The sequence below is a fragment of the Robbsia sp. KACC 23696 genome, assembly GCF_039852015.1.
Classification (GTDB): domain Bacteria; phylum Pseudomonadota; class Gammaproteobacteria; order Burkholderiales; family Burkholderiaceae; genus Robbsia.
This window is the reverse complement of the sequence record NZ_CP156626.1, coordinates 96,203-120,593: the sequence shown is the minus strand read 5'-3', so window position 1 is coordinate 120,593 and position 24,391 is coordinate 96,203. Positions and strand designations below refer to the sequence as shown.

Annotated in this window: 18 protein-coding genes; 10 read left to right on the top strand and 8 right to left on the bottom strand. The window is 61.2% G+C overall.

The features are described from left to right. Window positions 1-107: 107 nt before the first annotated feature. Window positions 108-839, bottom strand: a complete 732-nt coding sequence (locus tag ABEG21_RS00450; protein ID WP_347556831.1) for a helix-turn-helix domain-containing protein — start codon at window positions 837-839, stop codon at window positions 108-110. 315 nt (window positions 840-1,154) lie between these two features. Beyond that, on the bottom strand, window positions 1,155-2,498 hold the full coding sequence (locus ABEG21_RS00445; protein WP_347555349.1) for a hypothetical protein: 1,344 nt from the start codon (window positions 2,496-2,498) through the stop codon (window positions 1,155-1,157). Between the two features lie 109 nt (window positions 2,499-2,607). Between ABEG21_RS00445 and ABEG21_RS00440 the strand changes: the two genes are divergently transcribed. From ABEG21_RS00440 to hemF, 3 genes are all read left to right on the top strand, one after another. Continuing rightward, entirely contained in the window at window positions 2,608-4,062 is a 1,455-nt protein-coding gene (locus tag ABEG21_RS00440; RefSeq protein WP_347555348.1) for a PAS domain-containing sensor histidine kinase, read from the top strand. After that, window positions 4,059-4,775: a response regulator transcription factor gene (locus tag ABEG21_RS00435; protein ID WP_347555347.1), complete on the top strand. Its 717-nt coding sequence runs from the start codon at window positions 4,059-4,061 to the stop codon at window positions 4,773-4,775. The genes ABEG21_RS00440 and ABEG21_RS00435 overlap by 4 nt, the downstream gene beginning before the upstream one ends. A gap of 187 nt (window positions 4,776-4,962) precedes the next feature. Further along, window positions 4,963-6,063 (top strand): oxygen-dependent coproporphyrinogen oxidase, encoded by a 1,101-nt coding sequence (gene hemF / locus ABEG21_RS00430; protein WP_347555346.1) that lies wholly within the window; start codon window positions 4,963-4,965, stop codon window positions 6,061-6,063. A 42-nt stretch (window positions 6,064-6,105) separates the two neighbouring features. On the opposite strand, the gene ABEG21_RS00425 is transcribed toward hemF, so the two are convergent. The 3 genes from ABEG21_RS00425 to ABEG21_RS00415 all read right to left on the bottom strand — a co-directional run bounded on the left by ABEG21_RS00425 (window position 6,106) and on the right by ABEG21_RS00415 (window position 9,656). Further along, complete coding sequence (locus tag ABEG21_RS00425; protein ID WP_347555345.1) at window positions 6,106-8,298, bottom strand: glycoside hydrolase family 15 protein; 2,193 nt, start codon at window positions 8,296-8,298, stop codon at window positions 6,106-6,108. Further along, complete coding sequence (locus ABEG21_RS00420) at window positions 8,291-9,130, bottom strand: glucose 1-dehydrogenase (RefSeq protein ID WP_347555344.1); 840 nt, start codon at window positions 9,128-9,130, stop codon at window positions 8,291-8,293. Before ABEG21_RS00420 ends, ABEG21_RS00425 begins: the two co-directional genes overlap by 8 nt. A 214-nt stretch (window positions 9,131-9,344) precedes the next feature. Next, window positions 9,345-9,656, bottom strand: a complete 312-nt coding sequence (locus ABEG21_RS00415) for a hypothetical protein (RefSeq protein WP_347555343.1) — start codon at window positions 9,654-9,656, stop codon at window positions 9,345-9,347. Between ABEG21_RS00415 and ABEG21_RS00410 the strand changes: the two genes are divergently transcribed. The 5 genes from ABEG21_RS00410 to ABEG21_RS00390 all read left to right on the top strand — a co-directional run bounded on the left by ABEG21_RS00410 (window position 9,655) and on the right by ABEG21_RS00390 (window position 17,620). After that, entirely contained in the window at window positions 9,655-11,397 is a 1,743-nt protein-coding gene (locus ABEG21_RS00410) for a penicillin-binding protein 2 (protein ID WP_347555342.1), read from the top strand. The two genes, ABEG21_RS00415 and ABEG21_RS00410, sit on opposite strands and share 2 nt — an antisense overlap. A 172-nt stretch (window positions 11,398-11,569) precedes the next feature. Continuing rightward, a complete protein-coding gene (locus ABEG21_RS00405; protein ID WP_347555341.1) occupies window positions 11,570-12,610 on the top strand; it encodes an alpha/beta fold hydrolase in 1,041 nt (346 codons plus the stop codon). Window positions 12,611-13,800: 1,190 nt separating this feature from the next. Continuing rightward, the gene (locus tag ABEG21_RS00400) at window positions 13,801-14,826 is read left to right on the top strand and encodes a SagB family peptide dehydrogenase (RefSeq protein ID WP_347555340.1); all 1,026 of its coding nucleotides are present in this window, start codon (window positions 13,801-13,803) and stop codon (window positions 14,824-14,826) included. Further along, window positions 14,823-16,412, top strand: coding sequence for a carbamoyltransferase C-terminal domain-containing protein (locus ABEG21_RS00395; protein ID WP_347555339.1), 1,590 nt, complete (start codon window positions 14,823-14,825; stop codon window positions 16,410-16,412). Before ABEG21_RS00400 ends, ABEG21_RS00395 begins: the two co-directional genes overlap by 4 nt. Beyond that, window positions 16,409-17,620 (top strand): MFS transporter, encoded by a 1,212-nt coding sequence (locus tag ABEG21_RS00390; RefSeq protein WP_347555338.1) that lies wholly within the window; start codon window positions 16,409-16,411, stop codon window positions 17,618-17,620. The genes ABEG21_RS00395 and ABEG21_RS00390 overlap by 4 nt, the downstream gene beginning before the upstream one ends. Window positions 17,621-17,646: 26 nt before the next feature. Here ABEG21_RS00390 and ABEG21_RS00385 read toward each other — a convergent pair whose 3' ends face one another. From ABEG21_RS00385 to ABEG21_RS00375, 3 genes are all read right to left on the bottom strand, one after another. Continuing rightward, window positions 17,647-18,699 carry an alkene reductase gene (locus ABEG21_RS00385; protein ID WP_347555337.1) on the bottom strand — a complete coding sequence of 351 codons (1,053 nt, stop codon included), beginning with the start codon at window positions 18,697-18,699 and terminating at the stop codon, window positions 17,647-17,649. A 132-nt stretch (window positions 18,700-18,831) separates the two neighbouring features. Beyond that, complete coding sequence (locus ABEG21_RS00380) at window positions 18,832-20,001, bottom strand: MFS transporter (protein WP_347555336.1); 1,170 nt, start codon at window positions 19,999-20,001, stop codon at window positions 18,832-18,834. Between the two features lie 112 nt (window positions 20,002-20,113). After that, window positions 20,114-20,419 (bottom strand): metalloregulator ArsR/SmtB family transcription factor, encoded by a 306-nt coding sequence (locus tag ABEG21_RS00375; RefSeq protein WP_347556830.1) that lies wholly within the window; start codon window positions 20,417-20,419, stop codon window positions 20,114-20,116. 587 nt (window positions 20,420-21,006) lie between these two features. Between ABEG21_RS00375 and ABEG21_RS00370 the strand changes: the two genes are divergently transcribed. Then, the gene (locus ABEG21_RS00370; protein WP_347555335.1) at window positions 21,007-22,662 is read left to right on the top strand and encodes an alkaline phosphatase family protein; all 1,656 of its coding nucleotides are present in this window, start codon (window positions 21,007-21,009) and stop codon (window positions 22,660-22,662) included. Window positions 22,663-22,667: 5 nt separating this feature from the next. Further along, window positions 22,668-24,323 (top strand): cytochrome c peroxidase, encoded by a 1,656-nt coding sequence (locus ABEG21_RS00365; protein WP_347555334.1) that lies wholly within the window; start codon window positions 22,668-22,670, stop codon window positions 24,321-24,323. Window positions 24,324-24,391 lie beyond the last annotated feature (68 nt).

The following is a 24,391-nucleotide window of genomic DNA, read 5'->3' as shown; positions in this document are numbered from 1 at the left end:
AAGTGCCGGTCGGCGTGTTGGTGACAGCGCTACTTGCTCGACCCTCGGAGACACGGCCTTGCAAAGCGACAGGCGCCGCGGTCGTTTTCTACCCGCCGCCGCCGCAGTCAAATCGCTTTCAGACCGGCGATATCGAGCAAGCGCACACGACGGCCCGTCGCGGAGATCAAGGCCTCGCGCTGGAAGCGTGACAAGGTCCGGCTGACCGTTTCGAGCTTCATGCCGAGATAGCTGCCCAATTCCTCGCGGCTCATCCGCAGCTGGAATTCGCTGGCGGAATAACCGCGCTGCTTCATCCGCTGCGAGATATTCAGCAGGAACGCGGCCACGCGTTCGTCGGCGCGCATATTCCCGAGCAACATCATCTGTCCCGATTCGCGGACGATTTCCCCGCTCATCATCTTGTGCACATGCCGTTGCAACAGGCGCACTTCACGGCACAGCAATTCGAGCAAGTGAAATGGAATGATGCAGACGACGCTGTCTTCCAGCGCGACGGCATCGCAGGTGTGTTCGTCGGTATAGACACCGTCCAGACCCAGCGCCTCACCGGGGAGGTCGAAGCGCGTGACCTGTTCGCGACCGTCGGGATGCGCAGCCACCGTCTTGAACGAGCCCAGGCGGACCGCGTACAGATTATGGAAGGCATCGCCGGCGCGATACAGCGTTTCGCCGCGCCGAACGCGCCGCGAGGTACAGATCACCGCATCGAGTTTCGCGTAGGCGCTCGCGTCGAGGCCTTCGGGCATGCAGATGTTGCGCATCGCGCAGTTCGAGCAGCGGACACCGGAGGCCGTCACCATCGGCGCGTCCTGCGTGGCGGCATGCGTCGCGCGCATCTCCGTATTGCGATGAATCCGGATCGATTGGTCGGCGGTGCCGTTCCCTTCGGGGGCGACGGGTGGTTGCGCGGTAGTCATTGGCTGTCTCCTCAACTGCAAAGGCGAACGCATGGGCAAAGGGTCGGCATCCAGCATCATCCGAAGCGAAGAGAGGGCCGCCCAGGCGCTGATGAGCCTATGCGTCGCAGTATCCGCTCGCGGTGCAGCGGGCGCCATCAGCATCGGATGGATCGCCTGTAGGGAAAATGTCCGTCTTGTCAGGAAATCCCTACATGCGTGTTTGTATCGTTACCGCCGTTGCTGCAGCGCCCTTTAAAGCGGGCCGGGAAGCGGCATGCGCAGACGCGCTTGATTCAGCGGGTCGTCGAACACCATCGCGATGCTGCCGGCAATGAGGCGGCCGGCATCGGTCAATTCGATCATCGTGTCGTCGAGCAGCAACAATCCGGCTTCTTCGAACACGCGTAGCGTCGCGCACTCCTCGGCGAAGCAAATCGAAAAGTCGATCCGATGTGTGTTTTCGATGGCGGGGATATCGACAAAGAGATCGGTCACCAGCGCCTGGATGATGGCGCGGCGCGCCAGATCGAGCGCGCCCAGAAAGGTGCCGCGCTTGACCGGCAATCGGCTTTCCAGCAGCGCGTCGCGGTAGGGTTGCCAATCGCCGTGGTTTTGATAATAGGCATTGCCGACGGTCCCGATCGCACCGGGCCCGAGACCCAACACCAACGACACCGGCCGCAACGATGCGCCGTGCGACTTGCGCAATAGCCGTCCCTGGCGGTGCGCGACGGCCAGCGGGTCGTCGGCGCGGGCGTAGAGATCCTGACCGATGCAGCGATAGCCCGCCGTCGCGAGCACACGTGCCGCACACACCAGCAGCGTCATCGTTTCCACCGTCGAGCGGTCGCTGCGCGAGCGATCGAGCACGGCGCGAAAGCCGCGTCGACGGTCGTCGGCGTGGCGTAGCACGACGTAGCTCGGGCCGCTGTCCAGAAGCGTGCGCAGGGTATCGCGGACGGTGCCGGAAGTCTGACCGGCCGCGCCGTAGACGAAGCCGGCGCCGATCGAGGGAAAGTCCATCATGCTGGCGGTCTGCACCCAGTTTCGGACTCGCGTCGGACCACCCGCCTGCGTGCCCGCGCTGTCGTCGATGATCTCGATGCGCTGGAAACCCTGGGCGCGCAAAGCGTGAATCGTGCTCGGACGACGACTCGATGCGTCGACGGTCACGCTGCAATGCGCGTGCGGCGAGACACCAAAATGATCGCGCAGCAGCGTCAGCGGTAGCGCGGGATCGAGCGCCCGCGTCGTGTCGGCACCGCCGTGTCCCGCGTCATGCCAGCTCAGTCGGACTTCGTCGACCGGGATGGCGCGGCTGACGCCGCCGGCGGCCAGCCGCGCCGCATGTAACGCGATATCGCGACCGAGCAGCGCCGGTAGATCGCGCCAGGCGCGCGTGGGCCAGCCGGCGCCGGGCACGGGGAGGCGCAGATCGATGGCGGCCCGCATCGGGCCGAGCGCGGCGGAGGCCGCGAGCGTCGCGTCCAGCGCCGACGCGTCGAAGGCTTCCACAAACCATTCGCTGGCTGGGTAGATATCGTAAGGCGGCGCGCATCGGCGGTGCCGTTGGATCACGGCGGTATCGACGTCCATGAGAGGTATACTCGTGCTCGGGCAAACGGGAAGGGCTGTGGTCAGGACCTTACCGCGCCGGCGCCTTTCGTCGATTGACCTGCATCAAGGAATATACCGGCCCCTCGCCATGTCTGATTCTTCCTCCGCCAATTTTCCCGCGACCGCGCCGTCGCTGGCCGCGCCGTTCTCGAATGCTGGCGATATGCAGCAGCAATTCGAAGGCATAATCCGCTCGGCTACCGAAGCCATCATTACGATCGACGAATCGCAGACGATCCTGATTTTCAATCCGATGGCGGAGAAGTTGTTCGCGTGTGCGGCGCAGGACGCGATCGGCACCTCGCTGGATCGCTTTATTCCGCAGCGCTATCGCGATGCACATGCCCGACAGGTACGGGAGTTCGGCGTCACCGGAATCAGCCAACGGCAGATGGGAAAGCGCCTGCCGCTGTTCGGCCTGCGTGCCGACGGCACAGAGTTTCCGATCGAGGCATCCATCTCGCAATTCGTCGCACAGGCTGCAAGCGATCGATCGGATCCTGTGTCGCGCGGTATCGGCGGCCGCCGTCTGTACACGGTACTGCTGCGCGATATCACGGCGCGTCTGCAGGCGGAAGCGGAATTACAGGCATCGCGCAATGAATTGCGGCTGCTGTCGGGCAGTATCCAGACTGCGCGTGAGCACGAGCAATCGCGCATTGCGCGCGAATTGCACGACGACCTCGGGCAGCGCCTCACGGCGCTGAAGGTCGATCTGTCCCTGCTGGAAGCGGAATTGGACGAGCAGGCGACGCACGGGGTCGAGGCCGCACCCGGTGCCGCGGACACGGTGAGCGTGCCGACATCGTCGACGGATGGGACGCCCGCGCGATGGCGTAAGCGCACGCGGGCGATGCAGCACCTGATCGACGACACGGTGCAGGCCGTTCGCCGGATCGCGGCGGATCTGCGGCCAGTGATGCTCGACGACCTGGGCCTGGTGGCCGCAATCGATTGGCTGGCGAGCGAATGGCGCGGCCGTCACGGCATCGTTGTAACGGTGTGTCCGGGGACGCCGAGCGGCGATGCGCATGACGCCTGCGCCGATGCCTGGCCGATCACCGACGACGCCGCGACCGCGTTCTTTCGCATCGTCCAGGAAGCGCTGACGAATATCGCACGCCATGCGAATGCGACGCGCGCGATCGTGACGCTGGAGCAGACGGACGCGTCGCCGACGCCAGGGGCAGCGCGCCAGCCGTGCTATCGGATCTGGGTGGCGGATAATGGCGTGGGCCTCGCGGCCGCCAAGGCCGCCAAGGAAGCGACAGCGGCACACCCCTCTGAAAGCCATCGCTCCTTCGGCTTGATCGGGATGCGAGAGCGTGCGACGTTGATCGGCGGCGTCTTGGACTACGGCAGCCCCGACGAGGTCGCGGCGGTGTTGGCCGCGGGGGAGCGCGATGCGGCGGTGTCCGACGTCTCCTCGACCGGGGCGCACGGGATGTCGCAGACGACGGGAACGTCTGCCGTGTTCGATGCGGGATTCGTGATCTGCGTAACGGTGCCGTGCGCGGCCGTGGCTCGGAGGACAGCGGGATGAAGGACGATGCGATGGCGCCAGGTTCGGGAGCGGAATCCGGTGGGTTGGACGAGCCGGTTATCCGGGTATTGATCGCCGACGATCATGCCTTGGTGCGTGAAGGGCTGGGGCACATTCTGCGCAAGTCGCGGCGCTTCGATATCGCCGGCGAGGCGGCGGATGCGGAGAGTACCCTGGCATTGGTCGATCGGGCATTTGCGCAAGTGCTGTTGCTGGACCTGTCGATGCCGGGTGCGAATGGCCTCGATCTGATTCCCAAAATTCGTGCGATGCGTCCTGCGTTGAAGATCCTGGTGCTGACGATGCACGCGGAACGCCAATATGCGATGCGCGCCTTCAAGGCCGGCGCAGCGGGGTATCTGACGAAGGAAAGCGCCTCGACGGAACTGGTCAACGCGGTATCCCGCGTCGCGGCAGGGCATCCCTATGTCAGCATGACCATGGCCGAGAACATGGCCGTGGCGTTGACGCGCACGGCGAACGATGCCGAGGGTCCGCCGCCCCAGGAAACGCTCTCCGACCGCGAGCTGGACGTGTACCGACGCATCGTCGCCGGCGAGGCCATTAACGAGATAGCGGCCGCGCTGCACGTCAGTCCGAAAACCGTCAGCACCTATAAAGCGCGCATTCTCGAAAAAATGGCGATGACGACCGATGCGGCGCTGATCCGCTATGCGGTCAAGCATGGGCTGTTCGACGATTTGGCGGATTGATCGACGTCGGCGTGGCCATCGGCATTGACGTCGCGATCGGCATCAAACGCCCGGTTTCCGTACCGGCACCGTTGGCGCGCAACGGCACCTGTCCCGTTTGACCCAGATCAATGCCCCGCCCACCCCCTCTCGCTAGACTGGCTGCATCTCCTTAGCCGAGGCGCCGTTCGATGCGGTGCACTTGATCATGTCCGTTCCGTTCGCCACTCCGCCGGTGCGCCGTGTCCCCGTCTCTTATCCGCGCCGGCGGCGTCCGGCCGCCGTGCCGACGCCGCGCAGTCGCGAGATCGGTGATACCGGTCAGGGGCAGGCCGCGTCGATCACGTTGCCCCCGCCTTCGGCCATCGACATCCAAGCCGTCCGTCGCTACCTCGTCGATTTGCAATCGCGCATCGTCGAAGCATTGATCGACGTCGACGGCACGCCGTTTCGCCGCGACGTGTGGACGCGTACCCCCGAAGACGCATTGCAAGGCGACGGTATGACGTGCGTGATCGAAGAGGGCGGCGTCTTCGAGCGCGGGGGCTGTAATTTCTCGCACGTGCGCGGTGCGTCGCTCCCCGAGTCGGCAACAGCGGGACGTCGGGAGGTGGCGGGGCGGCCATTCGAAGCGCTTGGGGTATCGCTGGTGCTGCACCCGCGCAATCCCTATTGTCCGACCACGCATATGAATGTGCGGCTCTTCGTCGTGCATCCAGCAGAAGGGCGTAACGACGCGCCGGTATTCTGGTTCGGCGGCGGGATGGATCTGACGCCGTTCTATGGTTTCGAGGAAGACGCCCGGCACTTCCATCAAACGTGCGCGGATGCCCTGGCACCGTTCGGTCCGGACTGCTACCCGGCATTCAAGCTCTGGTGCGACACGTATTTCTATCTGCCGCATCGAGACGAGTCGCGTGGCGTGGGGGGCATCTTCTTCGATGATTTCGCCGACTTCGATTTCGCCGCGAGCTTTGCCATGCTGCAATCCGTGGGGAACGCGTTTCTGCCGGCCTATTTACCGATCTTGAAAAAGCGTCGCGCCATGCCTTACGGCGAACGCGAGCGTGATTTCCAATCGGTCCGACGCGGGCGATATGTCGAGTTCAATTTGCTGCAGGATCGCGGCACGGTCTTCGGTTTGAAGAGCGGCGGGAGAACCGAGTCGATTTTGATGTCCTTACCGCCAAGACCGACGTGGCGCTACGATTGGACGCCCGAACCGGATTCCGCCGAAGCGTCGTTGAGTCGGTTTCTGAAGCCACGGGATTGGCTTGTTCGGACGCCGACATCGATGCGGCTCACATGATCCGCTCGTGGCATGGGCCTTCAGCGCCAGATTCGCACCACGCTACAGATTACGATCCAGTTCGTACGCGGCGCTGATCAGTGCCAGATGCGGCAGACCCTGCGGGAAGTTGCCGAGCGGCTCGCCGGCGGCCGACAACTCCTCCGAATACAAGCCCAGGTGATTCGCATAGCCCAGCGTTTTCTCGAAAATCAGCCGGCCCTCGTCCACGCGGCCCGCCCGTGCAAGCGCTTCCGCATACCAGAAACTACAGGCGAGAAAACTGCCCTCGCTGCCGTCGAGGCCATCGCCACCGTCGGGCGGATAGCGATATACGAGCGGATCCACCACCAATTCCCGTCCGATGGCATCCAGTGTGCTGAGCCAGCGCGGGTCCTTTGGTGAAATAAACTTCACCAACGGCATCATTAGGGCGGCCGCGTCGAGACGGTCCCCCCCGCGTGATTGCACGAAGGCCTGCAAGTCCGCGTTCCAGAAATTGTCGAAGATATCTTGATAGATCTCGCCGCGCACGGCAGTCCAGCGCTCGACCGGCGCCGGCAGGGAACGCTTGCCTGCCAGGCGCAGCGCGCGATCCACCGCCACCCAACACATCAATCGTGAATGCAGCAAGGGCTGGTTGCCCGGACGGAATTCCCAGATGCCGGCATCCGCGTCGCGCCAATGTTCGACCACGTACTCGATCATCTTGGTGACATTGCGCCATCCGTCGTACGAGGTGGGTGTCCCGTATTTGTTGTCCAGATACAGCGCATCCATCAATGCGCCGTAAATATCCAATTGCAACTGGTCGGCCGCCGCGTTGCCGATCAAAGGCGGCTGCTGCGCATGGCCGTCGGCGAGCGACGCCAGTTCCACTTCTTCCGCCGGGCAATCGCCTGCCACGCCGTAGACCACCTTCAGCCGACCATCGAAATCGGGATGATCGACGCGTCGGTTCATCCAGCGCACGAATGCATCGGCCTCGTCCGCGTGTCCTAGTCGGATCAAGGCATAGATCGAAAACGCCGCGTCGCGGATCCACGTATAGCGGTAGTCCCAGCGCCGGTGACCTTCGGTCGTTTCCGGCAAGCCGAAGGTGCCCGCGGCGATGATGGCGCCATGGTCGCGCGAGCTGAGCAGCTTCAACAACAGGGCCGATCGGTTGACCATCTCGCGGTAGCGGCCGCGATAGGTCGCGCGATCGCTCCAGGCGCGCCAGCCGGCAATCGTCGAACGCAGGCAAGGCTCGATCGCGGCCAAGGTCTGGCGCCCCGGCGCGATCCAGTCGGGATCGTCTTCCGGACGCCGGTGGTTCGTTTCTCGTGCATCACGCGGCGCGTGCTTGCCGCCGGCGTGCTTGCAAGCATCCGCGTTCGAACGCGACGGCGCCGCCAGCGACGCATTGATATCCGCCTCCGGGCTTTGAATCGCACGTGCAATGTCGCCGGATACGTCATGGCGCCAACCGTCGTCGTCGGCGCCGAGCACAAAGGCGATGCGGGCGCCTTCGCTCAGGGCGAAATGCGCCTGCCCGTCGCCATTGACGACCGACAACGGCACCGACGCGCTCAGCCGCAGCGCCGGCTGCCGCACCTGATCCTGTGACGGGCCTTCCTCCGCGCCTGGCGCGGCGGCGGGCGCCGGTGCGTCGGCGTAGCACGGCGTAAAAATCAGATCGCCGTCTTTGACCTGCGTCGTTTCATGCGGCGTGCGGGCATAGTTGAAACGTGGCGCGCAGCGCAGATCGAAACCGATCGTGCCGCGGATGATCGATACGATGCGCACCAACTGGTTCGCATCGGCGCCCAGGGACGATGCCTCGTGCGACAGCGGGGCACCCGCTTTCGGGCCGCCTTGCTGGCCGTGCGGCGCCGCGTTCAGCGGCATGAAATCGATGATCTCCGCCACGCCTTCCTCCGACATGAAACGCGTCAGCAGCACATTTGTCTCGGGGAGGTACATCTGGCGGACACGAGGCTTTTTGAGGCGAGGTTCGATGGCGAAATAGCCACCGCGCTCGGCATCCAGCAGGGACGCAAACACTGTCGGAGAGTCGAACGACGGATAGCAGAGGAAATCGACGTGCGCGGCCGTGCTGACGAGTGCCAGCGTGCGCATATTGCCCACCACGCCGTGATCGCCGATCGCTGCGCTGACCGGGGCCGCGCGATCCCCGCCGTCCGTTGGATCGTCACTTTGCGCCGACGTGTGCTCGCGTGTGGATGCGCCTCCCGGCCTGCATGAATCAGCCATTGTTTTCGAATCCCGGATACAAGGTCATGCCACCATCGACATACAGCGTCGTGCCGACGATGTAGTCGCTGTCGTCCGACGCCAAAAAGACGGCCGCATTGCCGATATCCTCGGCCTCGCCAATGCGCTTGTACGGGATGAGCTTCATCATCTTTTCGAGCGCTTCGGGGGATTCCCATCCCTCCTTGTTGATCGGCGTGCGGATCGCGCCAGGGGCGATCGCGTTGATGCGAATCCGCTGCGGTGCGAACTCCTGTGCAAGCGTGCGCATCATCATGTTGATGCCCCCTTTGGTGGCGGCATAATTCACGTGCCCTGCCCACGGGATCACGTCGTGGACCGAGCTCATGCAGATGACCTTGCCGAGTGCTTTCGAATGCGGCGGGTGGCCGTCGGCAAACTGCTGCTTGCGTTGCCGCGCCACGAAAGCACGCACGGCGGCCTGAACGGTCAGGAACTGGCCGGTCAGATTCGTTTCGATCACCTTGTGCCAATCTTCCAGCGTCATATCGATCGAGGGAGCGTCTTTTTGGATGCCGGAGTTGGCAACCACGATATCCACATCGCCCAGTTGATCATGGACCGCGCTGAACATCCGCGCGATGTCGTCCGGCTGGCCGACATCGGCCTTGACGGAAATGGCGCGGCCGCCGCTCTTGCGGATGTCGTCGACCAGCGCGTGTGCGCTGTCGGCGTTCGAGTGATAGTTCACGGCGACAGCCGCGCCGGCCTTCGCCAGGGCGGCGGCCACACCGGCGCCGATACCGGAGCTGGCACCGGTCACCAGGGCCACTTGGTTCGCGAGTTTCGCGGTGGCTTTCGCTTCGTTCATCAGTCACTCCTGGGTAGAGGCATGGTCGGATGGCAGGCGGGGCCCGTGCCGGGGGGGGCCTGCTATTTCGGGATAAGGCGGCGAGCCGGCGCTATCTCAGCGCGTCGGCTCGGATTGGAATGCACGGGAATGCAGCATTCGTGCCACGTCGTGCCAATGTGTAAGCCATGGCGCTAGCAGCCCGCGCCGACATCTTCAACATATAGGGCAAGCCTTAGTGGTCTTTCAGCGTGGTGCCCATGGTGTTTTCGGGATCGATGGGCAGTATGGGCGGCGTCGACATAACGAACGGATTAGGCATGGGGTACTGGGAAGGGCGGGATCGAATCGGTAAAAACAGACGTTTGGATAGTCGTGTTGGCAGATCCGGCGCGGCGCGGCGGCAGGGCGCGGCTGCGGCGGAGTCCACCGATGCGTCGCGGGCATCTCGGATATCGGCGAGCGCGGGATCGTCCGGCGCGACGCATGGCGTGCGCTCGCCGATCGTACCGGGCGGCTTGCCGCGTTGGCGCTCGGCCGTGGTCATGGCGTTGTTGACCCTCGCCTTTGCGGGTTTGGGTGTTCGCGCCTTATGGATCCAGGTCATCGACCAGACGTTCTATGGCGCCGAGGGGAAAAAGCGATTCTTCCGCGAGCTCGCGATGCCGGCGGCGCGCGGCGATATCGTCGACCGGCATGGCCGCCTGCTGGCGATGAGCCGGCCGGTGCGGACGATCTATGCCATGCCGTCGGCGATGACCGATCCATTGCCGATGGAAAAGCGCGATGCGCTGGCGGCGCTGCTCGATCTGCAACCGGCGCGGCTGGACGCCTTACTCGCCGCCGATCGGCATTTCGTCTATCTGAAACGTCAGGTGCCGCTGGAGATCGCCGAAAAGGTCCGGGCTTTGGGGATCCCCGAGATTCGGTCGTCGGAAGCCTGGCAGCGGGTGTATCCGGACGGGATTGCGAGCGCGCAGTTGCTTGGTTTCACCGATATCGACGGGACGGGTCAGGAGGGCATCGAGGCCGCCTACGACGCGCAATTGCAGCCGCATCCAGGCGCGCGCGCCGTGATCCGCAATCGGCGTGGCGAGATCGTCGACAACGAAGTGCTGCGTGAACCGGTCATGGGCCAGCAGCTGCAGCTGACGATCGATGCACGGCTTCAGCAGGCCAGTTACAAGGCATTGGAGCAGGCCGTGCGGGCGCATGGCGCCGTTGGCGGCGGCGCGGTGGTCTTGGATGCGCGTACCGGCGAGGTGCTGGCAATGACGAATTGGCCGTCTTTCGATCCGGGCAAGCCGCGCGCGCGCAGTGGCGATGCAGTGCGCAATCGCGTGATTACCGATCAATTCGAACCCGGTTCGACGATCAAGCCGATTCATGTGGCCAATGCATTGCAGCGAGGCTGGGTGAAGCCGGACACGATCATCAATGTCGCGCCAGGATGGGAGCGTGTCGGACGCTTCGTGATTCGCGATACGATGCCGCGCGATGCGCTGAGCGTGGGAGGCGTGCTGCAGTATTCGAGCAACGTCGGCATGATCCGACTGATGTCGCGCGGGACGGCGGCGCAAGTGCATCAGGGCCTGGAGGAGGCGGGCTTCGGCACCCGCCCGGATTTGCCGTTTCCCGGTGCGTCGGCGGGTCGTCTGCGCGCCGTGTCGGCGTGGAGCGGCACCGATAAGGCGGCGTTCTCGTACGGCTATGGTTTCTCGGTATCGCTGCTGCAGTTGGCACGCGCGTTCACCATGTTCGGCCCGGAGGGGCGCGTCCTGCCGCTGGCGCTGACCGTTGCGCCGCCGCGCGGTGGCTTGGCCGACGGAGCAGATACCGCAGCGGCGGCCGCCGCGGAAAAGGACGCGGCCGTCAGCGTTCCGACGCCCACGCAAATGACGCAACTGACGCAGCTGTCGCCGAAGACGACGCAGGCGGTGCGTCGGATGCTGCGGGATGGCGTGGACGGTGACGGCTCCGCCAAACGTGCCCGCGTCGCGCATTACGCGATGGCCGCAAAGACCGGCACGACGCGAAAGCTGGCGGGCAAGCAGTATGCGCAGAACGCCTATCTCGCGACAGCGGTCGGCCTGGCTCCCGAGGCCGATCCGCGTTATGTCGTGGCGGTCATGATCGACGGCCCGACGGGTGCGGTGCGCGGCGGCGGCACGGTGGCCACGCCGGTGTTGTCGCAAATCATGGCCGATGCGCTGCGCTTCGGTGCGGTGATGCCTGACAGGATGCCGCCGCGCGATGTGGCGGTCGTGCTGCCGGAGGCGGAGGGGTGATGGGAGGTTTCAAAACGAGGCTTTACGGCAGAGAGGCTGCAGCGGGCGGCAAAGGGCGGCAAACGTTAGACTGACGGTTGCGAGACGATCGCGTTCTACGCGTGCCGGGGGTGAGGCGCGGACAGGGCGCGAGCGGCTTCGCGTCCGTTGACACCTCGATGCCGGATAGCCCATGACAAGCGCAGCAAACGATGCCAAATTTCCCCATTTCACCGATGGGCAACTGGACGTCGGCGACGGCCACGCCCTTTATTGGCGCGCGCATGGTCGACCCGACGCGCCGGTCGTTCTGATTGTTCACGGCGGACCGGGCGGTGCATCGAACCCGTCGTGGGCGCAGTTCTTCGATCCCGAGAAGTGGCGCGTCGTCCTGTTCGACCAGCGCGGCTGCGGGCGATCGACACCGTTCGGCAAGACCGAGCACAATGGCCTGAACGATCTGGTCGGCGATATCGAAGTGCTGCGTACGGCCTTGGGCGTCGAGAAGTGGGCGCTGTTCGGCGGTTCCTGGGGCACGACGCTCGCGCTGGCCTATGGCATCGCCTATCCTGCGCGCTGCACCGGTTTCCTGCTGCGGGGGATCTTTCTGGCGCGGCGAGAGGATATCGATTGGTTCCTTTGGGATGTGCGACGCGTCTTCCCGGAGGCGCATGATCGCTTTCTGGATGCGATCGAGCGAGCCGATGGGCGCCGCCCGAGGAACCGCGATCAGATCCTGGAATACGCGGCAGCGCCGCTGAAGCGCTATGACGCGGCCGGCGTGCTGCTGGCCAAGGCGTGGGCGGGCTTCGAGGGCAAGTTGTCGTCGGTGGGGAGCGTGAAGCCGAAAGCGCCCGCCGAGGGAGCCGCGCCCGCTACGCCTCCTGCCGCGGCGCCGGCACCGGCGCCGGCGGAGGACAGCAATCCGCGTGAGGCCGAGCGGCGCGCAGTATCGATGGCGCTGCTGGAACACCACTATATGGCGCATGACCTGCCGGCGCCCGATTTCCTGTCGCGGCTGCAGGCCTTGCAGAATCACCCTTGCATCATCGTGCATGGACGCTTCGATATGGTCTGCCCGGCGGAACAGGCGGTGGCCTTGCACGCGGCCTGGCCGTCATCGCAACTGCGGATCATCGACGCGTCCGGGCATTGGACATTCGAGCCAGGCATCGAGGCGGCGCTGCATGAGGGGGCGGGCGCGTTGGGACGGGCGGTGGGGGTGAAGGGCTAAGTGCCGGTTCTTTCAAGGGAACACACATGAAGAAAAATATGGTGTGATTCCCACCTTTTGATGCGGCCCAAATTGTTTTTTTCTTCGCCCTACCTTTTCGAGCATTTGCGAGTCGTAAAGGCGTGGTAAATACCTAAATAGGGCAACGAAACATAGCACTTGTGCGCGGTTCGGAAACTCAACGGGACATGGTCCCTAATGCCACAAAATTTAGTCAAGATCGATGATGATGTGGGTTTGCACGAGCACGAGCACGAGCACGAACGCGTGACAGTGTCCGGTGAAGCCCGATTTGGCCCATCGAATCGCCGCTGTTTTTTCCATCTGAACTGATGATGCATCGGTTGAGGCCGTAGCGCGCTGAAATAGGGCTGCCATTGTGGGCCGTTCAATCGTTTATCAAACGATGAGGAAGCCGTCACGGGTCTTCCTTCCGTGTCCCTAATTCGAAATAAGATCACGCGTACCAATTACTTGTTGGATCCTCGAAGTGCGAAAAGAACTCGTGCGATGCAATGCGTGCCTGCTCCAGCCAATACTGAAAATTGGCTTAAGGGCTGGCCGATATAATCCAAACTATCTATTGGCTGTTTTATTCGGTAGAGCCGCCATGACGATCCGCTGTTTGATGTGCTTGGCGCGAAGATTTCGCGTTACCGCATTTATTTTCCTTGGGAAATCTAGAGTCGTTTTTTTAATCTGCGAACCTGCCGGATGTGAACTATGAATCGCATGGATCTTGAATAGTAACCCACTATCGGCGCCTGTGATGCGAACTTCTGCGAAGTTAGGGTAATTGGTTACCTAATTTTAGGTATATAAAATTTTACTTAATATTGAAATAGAAATAAATAGGAATCGTCTGATTGTATTGGTTTGGCTTAACGGGTAGTTTCTAAGAGCGGGAGCAGCTGGCTGGCGCTGATCGAGAGCGCTGTGCCTGGGTCTCAGCTGTTTTACCCGCAAAACCTTATCATTAGGAGTATTAAATGAAAAAGATCGTGTTAGAACCTACGCTTTCATATCAATCGAACGACGCATATCAGAGGCCTATCACTGCGCCGGCACGCCTATCTAAAGCTTAAGTAAAGTCAGCGCCGCGGGGATCCCTCGTGGCGCTTCATAGCTTCGCCCTTGGACGCATAATGACTCCGGCCATATTTCTTCGGATTATCGATGGGAAACTGATCTTGTGGGACTACATTAACCATAGGCAATATGAGATAAAGCACGAACATCTTGATCGACTTATTGCGATATCGGGGGGGGATGAGTTGGGGGCGACTGAAGTTGATTCTGAAATTCGAAATTCCGGCATTCTAGATGAGTTCGAGCCCGATTTATGGGGGTGGGACTGTTTGTCACGGATTTTTCATCTCGGGACTCAAATAGGACGGAATGATAAATGCGACGCGAAAAATGTAAATCCCTATCGTGGATATGTCGACTATTGCGAGTCGATCGCTAACAGCGTACCCGAGATGTTTCCCACGCGCTCTGGTGAATCACTTGCGTTGCCTCCTCCGAAGTTAGACGACCTTAAGACGATATCTCTCAAGTGTGCGCTTTGGCAGCGGAGTACCTGCAGATCTTTTCATGGGGAAAAAGTCGGTCTTGCGACGCTCTCAGACGCACTCTATGCGACCTTTGGGGCTGTTCACGGCGACGACCGTCAAGACCTTGAGAAGCTTGGGTTGCTACCCGTCGGTTACAGGCGCACCTCTCCATCAGGCGGAAGCCTGCACCCGAGCGAGCCATATTTAGTCGCGCTTCAAGTTGAGGGCCTTGAGCCAGGTATCTATCACTACAGAGCTGATGCGCACGAATTAGTTCGAGTTAGGGAGGGGCTGCATCGAGGCGAGCTCGGCGAGCTTTTGTGTGCGCAAAATTTCGCTGAAGACTTGAGCTATGGGGTTTTCATCGTATCTGTCTTCAGCAAAATGTGGTGGAAATACCCTCATTCGCGAGCTTACCGAGTTGCGCTATTGGACGTTGGGTGTCTAACACAAACATTTCAGCTGGTATGCACTGCGCAAAACGTTCAGTCGTGGCCAACAGGGTATCTGAATGATCACAAAGTAAACGCGCTTTTAGGTCTTGATGGTGTAACAAGTTCCGTTGTCTTTTTCTTAGGTGCTGGCTACGGAAGCGGCAGCGTCGCGCCTGAAGCGCTTCAGGTGATTCGGGAAAAGCGGGACAAGGAGGAGCACAAATGAAGATTTTTGCCTTAAAGCCCGGGCATGACGGGCATGTTGCATATGTTGAGAACGGTCATCTCGAATTTTCCATAGAAGCGGAAAAAGATTCGGGACTGCGATTCGCCGTAGTCGACGGATTAGGGTTTTTTGAAGCAATGCAGCGCTTAAAAGAGCCGCCGGATGTATTTGCTTTAAGTGGATGGACGTCTGGGGCCGAGCACGTGGGAAGGCGAATCGGCTCAGGATACATGGGCATCGATAACGTTGAGAAAGGACGTTGTAGCATGACGGGAAGCGAGATTCGTTATTTCTCGTCTTCACATGAGCGCTCCCATATTATGTGTTCTTACGCTCTATCACCGTTTGCGCAAGGAGTCCCATGTTATGCGCTCATATGGGAAGGGCACATCGGAGCCTTCTACGAAATTGACGCAGCGGTACGCATCAGGCGCCTGTCGCAGATAATGGCGGGACCTGGGATTCGCTATGCGTATGCGTATGCAATATGTGACCCAACATTCGATCTTCCTGACGGGCATGTTCGTCTGAGCGACGCAGGTAAGCTTATGGCGTTGGCTGCTTATGAGAAAGACATCAAACCGACTTCGGAGGAGGAGCTTATAATAAAACGACTTATGGCTGATCCGGGGAAAATACCAGAGCTTAAAAAAGATAACTTCTCTGAATTCTCTGCGTTCAACTGTGGGGTTGAGTCGGTTGCCGCGAAGCGTTTGGCTCGGCTAATATCCGATGCATTGTGGCTTTTTTTTAAGTCAAAAATATTGAGTCTGGTTGATGGAAAGCGTCCGCTTTTGATCGGCGGCGGATGTGGCCTAAATTGCGATTGGAACCGAGCTTTTCTCGATTGTGGCCTCTTTTCTGATGTCTTTGTGCCGCCATGCACTAATGATTCAGGTTCGGCAATAGGAACTGCGGCTGATGCCCAGCTGACTTTCACTGGAGAGGCTAAATTAACCTGGAATGTTTATTGCGGATTGCCTTTCCTCAACGAGTCAAGCGCGACGCAAAAAAATATCGGTGAATTTTCTTATATTTCGTCAGATCCACTACACGCAGCTCGTTATCTGAAATCTGGAGCAGTACTGGCATGGGTCGCGGGTAAAACCGAGGTGGGTCCGCGCGCTCTAGGCAATCGTTCTATTCTTGCAGAACCATACCTCGCCGAGACAACTCGGCGTTTGAATACCATCAAAAACCGAGAGTCATTTCGTCCAATCGCACCGATATGTTTGGAAATGGACGTGGGGATTCACTTTGACATTGCGCGAGCCAGTCCTCACATGCTCTATTTTGCTCGAGTACATAACGACGCATTGCGAGCGATCACGCACGTAGACGGTTCGTCGCGAGTACAAACTGTAAGCCGTAAGCAAAACCAACTGCTACACGATTTGCTTTGCGCATTTAAAAAGGAGGCTGGAGTCGGTGTTTTATGTAACACATCCTTAAACTTTAATGGAAAAGGATTTATCAATCGGACTTCTGACTTGTTGGCCTATGCACAGGAAGTGAACCTCGATGGTTTCGCGATTGAAGGCGCTATGTATGTCCGTGACCCGGCGCGTGCTCAACATTGGATATGAAGGATCTGCCATCCACCCCGTGGCCGCACGGCTATGCTTATCTCTTAATGGCGCGGGCCAACAGCTCGGTTATCCTTTGGGTCGACTTCACGTTGATCTTCTCCGCGTTGAGCTATGTCTGGCACGCAACTGCGACGACGATTGGCATCGCGTCGGCGCTCTATGGTTTGCCGGGTCTGCTATTCGGGCCATTTTTTGGACGCCTCGCGGATAAACATCCGCCGTTGTTATTCCTACGCTTTAGTTATCTTGCCAGAGGCGTGGCGTCGTTGTGCCTGTTGTTCGCACCGAATGTAGAGATATTCGTGTTTTTAGTCTGCGTAAAAGGCCTCAGCAACCTCGGAGCAATGCCAGCCGAACAGGTTCTTATTCGGTCGATGCTTACCTCAAGTCAACTCGTCGATAACGCGCGTTGGATGACGCTGATCGACCAGGGCATAAAGATCGCGGCCCCATTACTGGGTGCCGTCATTGCGAATCAGACGATGTCGCTCGCTGGCTTTGGATTCTCGGCGACGCTGGCCATTCTTGGCGGTGTGTTGCTTCTCGTGTTAGCACGCGTCTCAATACCGGTCGGTGAGTCGACCGTCAGCCGCAGTGTGCCCAGTATGGGCGAGCTTTGGCGATTCGTCCGAACACACGAGGCATTTCGCTACGCCCTGCTCGCTTCGCTTGTGCAGACGATGACCTTGGGACTGTACGATCCGATGCTTGCACTGTTCCTACGTACGCAAGGCTTTGCCGCTTCGACGTTTGGCGAAATCGTCAGCTGCACCGCAGCGGGCGGGATTGTAGGTGCACTGCTCTTCAAGCAGGTCTTTTCGTTGTGGCGCCCGACATTGGTCGTGACGGCGGCGCTTGTGGGCTTTGGCTCGACGGTATTGGCGCCGGGGGTGCTTGTGATTGCCAGCGTGCCATTGGATAAATTCGTGCTATTCGCATTGTGGGTCGCAAACGGTGCCTGTTTTGGCATCGCCGCCATGACCTTCGGCGTGCTGATGCAGACTGCATCCCCTGCGCACGCGCTAGGGACTATTAGTGCAACGGTCCGCAGCGCGCAATTGGCTGCGTTGGTGATCGGCCCTTTGATCGGATCGAATGCAATCCGATGGATTTCCTTACCAACGCTATTCGTTGCAGCCGGTGTGTTGGCCATTGCAACAGGCCTGCTTCTCGCCGGCGCCACCGCGCGTGAAAATGGTACCTGAGCGCCTCACGCGGCAGCCGCCTGCGCTCACGCCACCGTCGGATAATCCGTGTACCCTTCGGCGCCCGGCGTATAGAACAGGTCCGGCTTGGCGGCGTTCAGCGGCGCGCCGTCCTTTAATCGTGCCGGCAGGTCCGGGTTGGCGATGAAGGGCACGCCAAACGCGACCGCATCGGCTTCGCCCGCATCGATCACCTGCTGGGCCGTATCGCGATTGAACTTCTCGTTCGCCACGTAGACGCCACCGAATGCCTTCTTCAGCGCCGGCCCGATCCGTTTGTCGCCCAGCGATTCACGCGCCGCGATAAACGCGATGCGGCGCTTGCCCAGCTCTCCAGCCAGATAGGAGAACACCGCCAATGGATCGCTGTCGCCCATCGTGTGCATATCGCCGCGCGGCGACAGATGCATGCCCACGCGATCCGCGCCCCAGACATCGATACACGCATCGGTTACTTCCAGTGCCAGACGCGCACGGTTCTCGATCGAGCCGCCGTAATCGTCCGTGCGCTTGTTCGTGCCGTCCTGCAGGAACTGATCGAGCAGATAGCCGTTCGCGCCATGCACTTCGACGCCGTCGAAACCCGCCGCCTTGGCGTTCTCTGCCGCGCGTCGGTAATCGGCGACGATGCCCGGCAGCTCCGAAGCGTCCAAGGGGCGCGGCGTCTCAAAATTGGTGATCGGGCGCACCAGGCTGACATGGCCGCCTGCCGCGATCGCGCTGGGTGCCACCGGCAAGGCGCCATCCAGAAAGCGCGAATGCGAAATCCGGCCCACGTGCCACAGCTGCATCAGGATATGGCCGCCCTTCGCATGGACGGCGTCCGTTACCTGGCGCCAGCCGGTGACCTGATCGTTGTTCCAGATGCCCGGCGTGCCGGCATAGCCGACGCCCTGCGGGCTGATCGAGGTCGCTTCGGTCAGGATCAGCCCGGCCGACGCACGCTGTGCGTAATATTCGGCCATCAAGGCGTTCGGTACGCGGCTGTCGCCGGCACGCGAACGCGTCAGCGGCGCCATGAAGACACGGTTCGGCAGAGACAGTGCGCCTACTTTGATCGGATCGAACAACGAAGTCATTACACACTCCTGATTGGGAGAAACTCGGAAAAGACCGGTGCCGGCGACGCATTCGCGCATGCATTGGCGTCGGCCTCGAGGAAAAGCGTATCGCGCAGTAGGGTGCTAGCCGCACCCCTTCCTATTTCCACTTTACGCGCCCGCCGCCATCGTCATCTGCTTGGCACGCGCGATCCGGACGGACTGCGACGTTGCCAACAGCGCGAGAATGGCCAGCGCGGCGGCGGCGATCGGGACGTAACGCAGATGATGCGTCTCAGCAATCACGGTGCCACCTACCCAGGCGCCCAGCGCATTGCCGATGTTGAAGGCGCCAATATTCAACGTTGCGATCAGATTCGGCGCCGATTCGCCGAAGGTCATCACATTGATCTGCAAGGCCGGCACGGCGCCGAACGTGAAGATCCCCCACAGCGCCAATGTGATCACGGCGGCGACCACGCCCGAACTGGTCCAGTAAAACGCGATGCTGGTCACGGCCATGCCGATAAAGGCCAGGCTCAGCGTTCGGCCCAACGATGCGTCCGCCATCCGACCGCCAATGTAATTGCCGACCGTCAATCCCACGCCGATCACGAACAGCGTAAAGGTGACGGTCCGGGGCGAGACATGGGTGAGCTGTTCCAGCATCGGTGCGATGTAGGTAAACAGCGCGAACATCGCAGACGAGTACAGCGTTGTCGTCAGCAACGCACAATGCACCCCCGGATTCTTCAGCCCGCTCAACTCGGCAATCAGGTTGATCTGCGGTTCGTTCTTGTTGACAGGCATCACGCGCCACAAGCCGATCAAAGACAGCACGCCGATACCGGCAACGGCCCAGAACGGGGAGCGCCAGCCGGCAAGCTGCCCCAGGGCGGTCCCCAGCGGCACGCCGAGCACGTTCGCCAGCGTCAGCCCGGTGAACATCAATGCCACCGCCTGCGCACGACGGTTGGAAGCGACCAGATTGGCCGCCGCGACGGAACCGATCCCGAAAAACGCACCGTGGCAGAGCGAGGTGATGACGCGGGCGATCATCAGAAAGCCGTAGTTCGCCGCCACGGCACAAAGCGCGTTGCCGGCGATAAAGATGGCCATCAGCATCAGCAGCGCATTCTTGCGCGGCAGCCGGGCCGTGAGCAGTGCCATGATCGGTGCCCCGATCGCCACGCCGAGCGCATAGCCGCTGATGAGCCAGCCGGCGGTGGGAATCGAGATGTCGAGGCTGCGCGACACATCGGGCAGCAGCCCCATGATGACGAATTCGGTGGTGCCGATAGCGAAGGCGCTGAGGGCAAGGACAAGTAGAGCGATTGGCATAGTGTGGGAAGGCTAAAGGTGAAACAGACCCATTGGGTTGACGCGCCGCGAGCACAGCGAGCGCGGCGATGCCGTGGCGTCGTGCAGATCGCTCGGCGCGAAACCAGGGTTCTTAAATCAATGCGTCGATCCGCTGCTTGAACGCGGCGATGGCCTTGTCGTCACGGCGGAAAAAATGCCATTGTCCAAACCGCGTCGACGTGATCAGGCCGGCTCGAACGAGCGTGGCCAGATGCACGGAGACTGTCGATTGCGAGACGCCTGCGCGCGCATCGATCTGGCCGGCGCAGACGCCCAGCTCGTGGGCGTGCTCCTGGCCGGGAAATTCGTTCGCCGGGTCTTTGAGCCAAGTCAGGATCTGACGCCGCAGCGGATGGCTGAGCGCTTTCAGCACCGTCTCCAGATCGGCCTCGGCCATGTCGGCAAGCCATCGCTCGGCCTGCATGCCCGCGGCCTGCGGTGTCCCGCTGTCGCGAGGTATCGTCGGCTGTCGCTTATTGCCTTTCGGCGCGGTATCAGGACCGGTCTTGGTGGTGCGCATCGCTATCGGCAAAGTCAAAGGTGTGTCGCCGAACCGACGCATTGCGTCTTCAAGCGCGGCAAACGGCGATCACGCGGAAAAAAAGAAAGAAATTCGCCGCTTTTTTCTCGGGCGTTTCTCGCGCCGAAAGCACGCGGAAACCGAGGCGATGTGTCTCGATATATCGTCGAGGCACGAATTTCATATCGCCATATTACGATATAAGAAAAAGCATTATCGGCGTAGGGGTTTTCCATCGGATGGTCGATTAATACGGCAATCGGCTAACCCTGCAATCCGCATGCCTTTTTCTTACATTTGGTCCGAATTCGAACGTATTAGCGTCACTGTAACGACAGCTAGTCGTTCATATTTTGTAAGGCTTACGTCAGTAAGCCGTCATGCGCAGGCCATGTGGCATGGCTAGTCTTACGTCGCATTTCCCCATAAGACTCTACCTACGTACCGGGAACCCCGAGGACGACATGCCACGCCTAAAATCGACTGCCATCGCGGCAGCGCTCTCCGTCGCTCTGGCGACGGGCATACTGGCCGCCTGTGGCGGCTCAAACGGCCATCAAGCCAGCACCGCCGCCACCTCCCTCAGCATCAGTGCGCAAAATGCGCTGTCGACGAAGACGCCGATCAAGCACGTCGTCGTGATCTTCGGCGAGAACATCGCGTACGACCATTACTTCGGCACCTACCCGAACGCGACGAATCCGGAAGGCGAGCCAGCCTTCACGGCGCTTGCGGGCACGCCTGCGGCAAACAACTACACGGCGACCCCGACGCTGCTGACGGCGAATCCGAACTCGACCAACACGGGCAATGGCACCGGTGCGTCGAATCCGTTCCGTCTCGATTGCTCGCAGGCGTTCACGGCGTCGATGAACCACAACTATGGTCCGGAGCAGCAGGCGTTCGACGGCCTGGCCATGGATCTGTTCCCAAAATATACCGGCAAGGCCGGCGCGATCGGCTCCGCCACGTATGCCACCACCGGTCTCGTAATGGGGTATTACGACGGCAACACCGTCACGGGGCTGTGGAACTACGCGCAGCATTTCGCGATGAACGACAACTCGTATGACTCGCAGTTCGGTCCGTCCACCCCCGGCGCGATCAACCTGATCTCGGGTCAAACGAACGGCGCCACGATCACGGGCACGCAATCGACGAGCTATACCGTTGACGATGGTCAGGGCGGCTATACCGTCGTCGGCGATCCGGATCCGACCGGCGATGTCTGTTCCTCGTCCACGGCGACGGAAACGGTGACGATGCAGGGCAAGAACGTCGGCGACTTGCTGAACGCGGCCAACATCACCTGGGGCTGGTTCGAAGGCGGTTTCGACCGCACGAAGACGAACTCGAACGGGACGACTGGTTGCGCGCGTTCGTCGTACTCGTCGGTGGTCGGCGGTTATAAGAGCGACTACGTTCCGCACCACCAGCCGTTCCAGTACTACGCGTCCACGGCCAATCCGACGCACGCGCGTCCGACGTCGACCGCGAAGATCGGCTACACCGATGCGGCAAACCACCAATACGACACCGACGATTTCTTCACGGCCGTGGCAGCGGGCAATTTCCCGTCGGTCAGCTTCCTGAAGGCGCCGGCGATCCAGGATGCGCACGCAGGCAACTCGGACCCGCTGGACGAGCAGGTGTTCGTGACGACCGTCATCAACTTCCTGCAGAAACAAGCGGATTGGAGCAGCACCGCCGTGATTCTGGCCTATGACGATTCGGACGGTTGGTACGACCACGCCTACCAGATCGTGAACCCGTCTTACTCGACGCTCGACGCACTGAACGGTACGGCAACCTGCGGTACGGGAACGGCGCTGAACGGTGTCAACGGTTCGCCGGTCAATGGCCGCTGCGGTTATGGTCCGCGTCTGCCGCTGCTGGTGATCTCGCCCTACGCAAAGACGAACTACATCGATCACACCTTGACGGACCAGTCCTCGGTGCTGCGCTTCATCGAAGACAACTGGCTCGCAGGACAACGCATCGGACAGGGTTCGTTCGACGCTCGTGCCGGCACGATCGAAAACATGTTCAATTTTTCGAATAACGGCGCGACGCCGAAGTTGTTCCTGGATACCGGTACCGGTCTGCAAGTTTCGAGCTGAGCAATATGACGATCCTTCCTCGGCGGCTCGTTGCCGCCACGCTGGGCACCGCGCAAGCGGTGGTCTTGAGCGCCTTCCTGGCCGCATGCAGCCAGCATGATGGCGGCAACGCCACCACCCAGCAGCCCGTCGCGGCCTCCGCGGCGGCAGTCTCCTCCGCGGCCGTGACCGCTGCGGCAGTCTCCTCCGCGGCCGTGACCGCTGCGGCGTCGAACGCGCTGGCAGCGGCATCGCCGGTGATGGCGATACCGGCGGCTGGCGCGTCGGGCGCTTCGGCGGCGTCGCCTGCAGCCACGCCGCAGACGGCCCGCTCGACCGCGCCGTCGACGGGGCCCGATGCGGTGTTGAACACCGCCGCGCCGACGGCAGGCGCGAGCCAGCCGTACGAGGTGGCGCCTTGGAAGGATCATCCGGTCAAGCTCAGCGCGATGGCCGAGTTGGGCAAGCAGTTGTTCTTTGAAAAATCCTTGTCCGGTTCCGGCAAGATGGCATGCGCCTCCTGCCACGATCCGGCCAATGCCTACGGGCCGCCGAACGGCCTCGCCGTTCAGTTGGGCGGTCTCGACATGCAGCAGCAGGGCGCTCGCGCGGTGCCGTCGCTGAAGTATCTCGAACACAATCCAGATTTCACGATCGGGCCGAACAGTTCGGTGCCCGATACCGATGTCGCCACCGCCACGCCGGCGGCGCCGACCAGCGACGTCAAGGTCGCGTCGGTGGCGAAGGGCGGCAACCTGACCGGTGCCGCCGCCGTAGCGCAACAGGCGGCCGCCAACAACGTGCCGCAAGGCGGTTTCGATTGGGACGGTCGTATCGACACGTTCCAGGATCAGGCCACCGGGCCCTTGCTCGATCCGCATGAAATGGCGAACAAGAATGCGTCGGAGGTCGTGCACAAGCTGCGTGATCTGCCGTATGCGGCCAAGTTCAAGCAGCTGTTCGGCGATCATGTGTTCGACGACGAACATCTGGCCATCAGCGAAGCCCTGTTCGCGCTGACGCGTTATCAGTTGGAAGAGCCGAGTTTCCATCCGTACGACAGCAAGTACGATTACTACATGATCGGCCAGGCGACGCTGACCGAGGCCGAAGCGCGCGGGCTGAAGTTGTTCGAGGATCCGGCCAAGGGGAACTGCTCGTCATGCCATATCGACAAGCCGTCGGTGGATGGCAAGTTCCCGCCGGTGTTCACGGACTTTCAGTTCGAGGCCTTCGGGGCGCCACGCAATATGAACATCGCGGCCAATCGCAATCCGCATTACTACGATCTCGGCCTCTGCGGTCCGGTCCGCAAGGACTACACGCATGTCGATGCGTATTGCGGCCTGTTCAAGACGCCGACGCTGCGCAATGTGCTGTCGCGGAAAGTGTTCTTCCACAACGGCGTGTTCCGCGCGATCGACGATGTGATGCACTTCTATGTGCAGCGCGAGACCGATCCGGCGCGGTGGTATCCGTTGGGCAAGAACGGCAAGATCGACGTCTATAACGACCTGCCGCCGAAGTACAAGAAGAACGTCGACGTGGCCGATGCGCCGTTCGACCGCAAGCGGGGCGATGCGCCCGCGTTGAACGATCAGGAGATCAAGGACGTGATCGCCTTCCTCGGCACGCTGAACGACGGCTATCGCCCGGAGCAGGCGCAGACCGCGGCGAAGTAAGGAAGTAACGACGGGAGGGGCCGGTTCGAAGGGCCCAGTAAAAAGGCCGGATGCATCACCACGCATCC

What these genes read in the sequence shown, in the direction of transcription:
- ABEG21_RS00410 (WP_347555342.1), top strand. Translation starts at nt 9,655, where the DNA reads ATGGCGTTGTTGACCCTCGCCTTTGCGGGTTTGGGTGTTCGCGCCTTA.
- ABEG21_RS00405 (WP_347555341.1), top strand. Translation starts at nt 11,570, where the DNA reads ATGACAAGCGCAGCAAACGATGCCAAATTTCCCCATTTCACCGATGGG.
- ABEG21_RS00450 (WP_347556831.1), bottom strand. Translation starts at nt 839, where the DNA reads ATGCGCGCGACGCATGCCGCCACGCAGGACGCGCCGATGGTGACGGCC.
- ABEG21_RS00415 (WP_347555343.1), bottom strand. Translation starts at nt 9,656, where the DNA reads ATGACCACGGCCGAGCGCCAACGCGGCAAGCCGCCCGGTACGATCGGC.
- hemF (WP_347555346.1), top strand. Translation starts at nt 4,963, where the DNA reads ATGTCCGTTCCGTTCGCCACTCCGCCGGTGCGCCGTGTCCCCGTCTCT.
- ABEG21_RS00445 (WP_347555349.1), bottom strand. Translation starts at nt 2,498, where the DNA reads ATGGACGTCGATACCGCCGTGATCCAACGGCACCGCCGATGCGCGCCG.
- ABEG21_RS00380 (WP_347555336.1), bottom strand. Translation starts at nt 20,001, where the DNA reads ATGCCAATCGCTCTACTTGTCCTTGCCCTCAGCGCCTTCGCTATCGGC.
- ABEG21_RS00370 (WP_347555335.1), top strand. Translation starts at nt 21,007, where the DNA reads ATGCCACGCCTAAAATCGACTGCCATCGCGGCAGCGCTCTCCGTCGCT.
- ABEG21_RS00425 (WP_347555345.1), bottom strand. Translation starts at nt 8,298, where the DNA reads ATGGCTGATTCATGCAGGCCGGGAGGCGCATCCACACGCGAGCACACG.
- ABEG21_RS00420 (WP_347555344.1), bottom strand. Translation starts at nt 9,130, where the DNA reads ATGAACGAAGCGAAAGCCACCGCGAAACTCGCGAACCAAGTGGCCCTG.
- ABEG21_RS00435 (WP_347555347.1), top strand. Translation starts at nt 4,059, where the DNA reads ATGAAGGACGATGCGATGGCGCCAGGTTCGGGAGCGGAATCCGGTGGG.
- ABEG21_RS00440 (WP_347555348.1), top strand. Translation starts at nt 2,608, where the DNA reads ATGTCTGATTCTTCCTCCGCCAATTTTCCCGCGACCGCGCCGTCGCTG.
- ABEG21_RS00365 (WP_347555334.1), top strand. Translation starts at nt 22,668, where the DNA reads ATGACGATCCTTCCTCGGCGGCTCGTTGCCGCCACGCTGGGCACCGCG.
- ABEG21_RS00395 (WP_347555339.1), top strand. Translation starts at nt 14,823, where the DNA reads ATGAAGATTTTTGCCTTAAAGCCCGGGCATGACGGGCATGTTGCATAT.
- ABEG21_RS00385 (WP_347555337.1), bottom strand. Translation starts at nt 18,699, where the DNA reads ATGACTTCGTTGTTCGATCCGATCAAAGTAGGCGCACTGTCTCTGCCG.
- ABEG21_RS00375 (WP_347556830.1), bottom strand. Translation starts at nt 20,419, where the DNA reads ATGGCCGAGGCCGATCTGGAGACGGTGCTGAAAGCGCTCAGCCATCCG.
- ABEG21_RS00390 (WP_347555338.1), top strand. Translation starts at nt 16,409, where the DNA reads ATGAAGGATCTGCCATCCACCCCGTGGCCGCACGGCTATGCTTATCTC.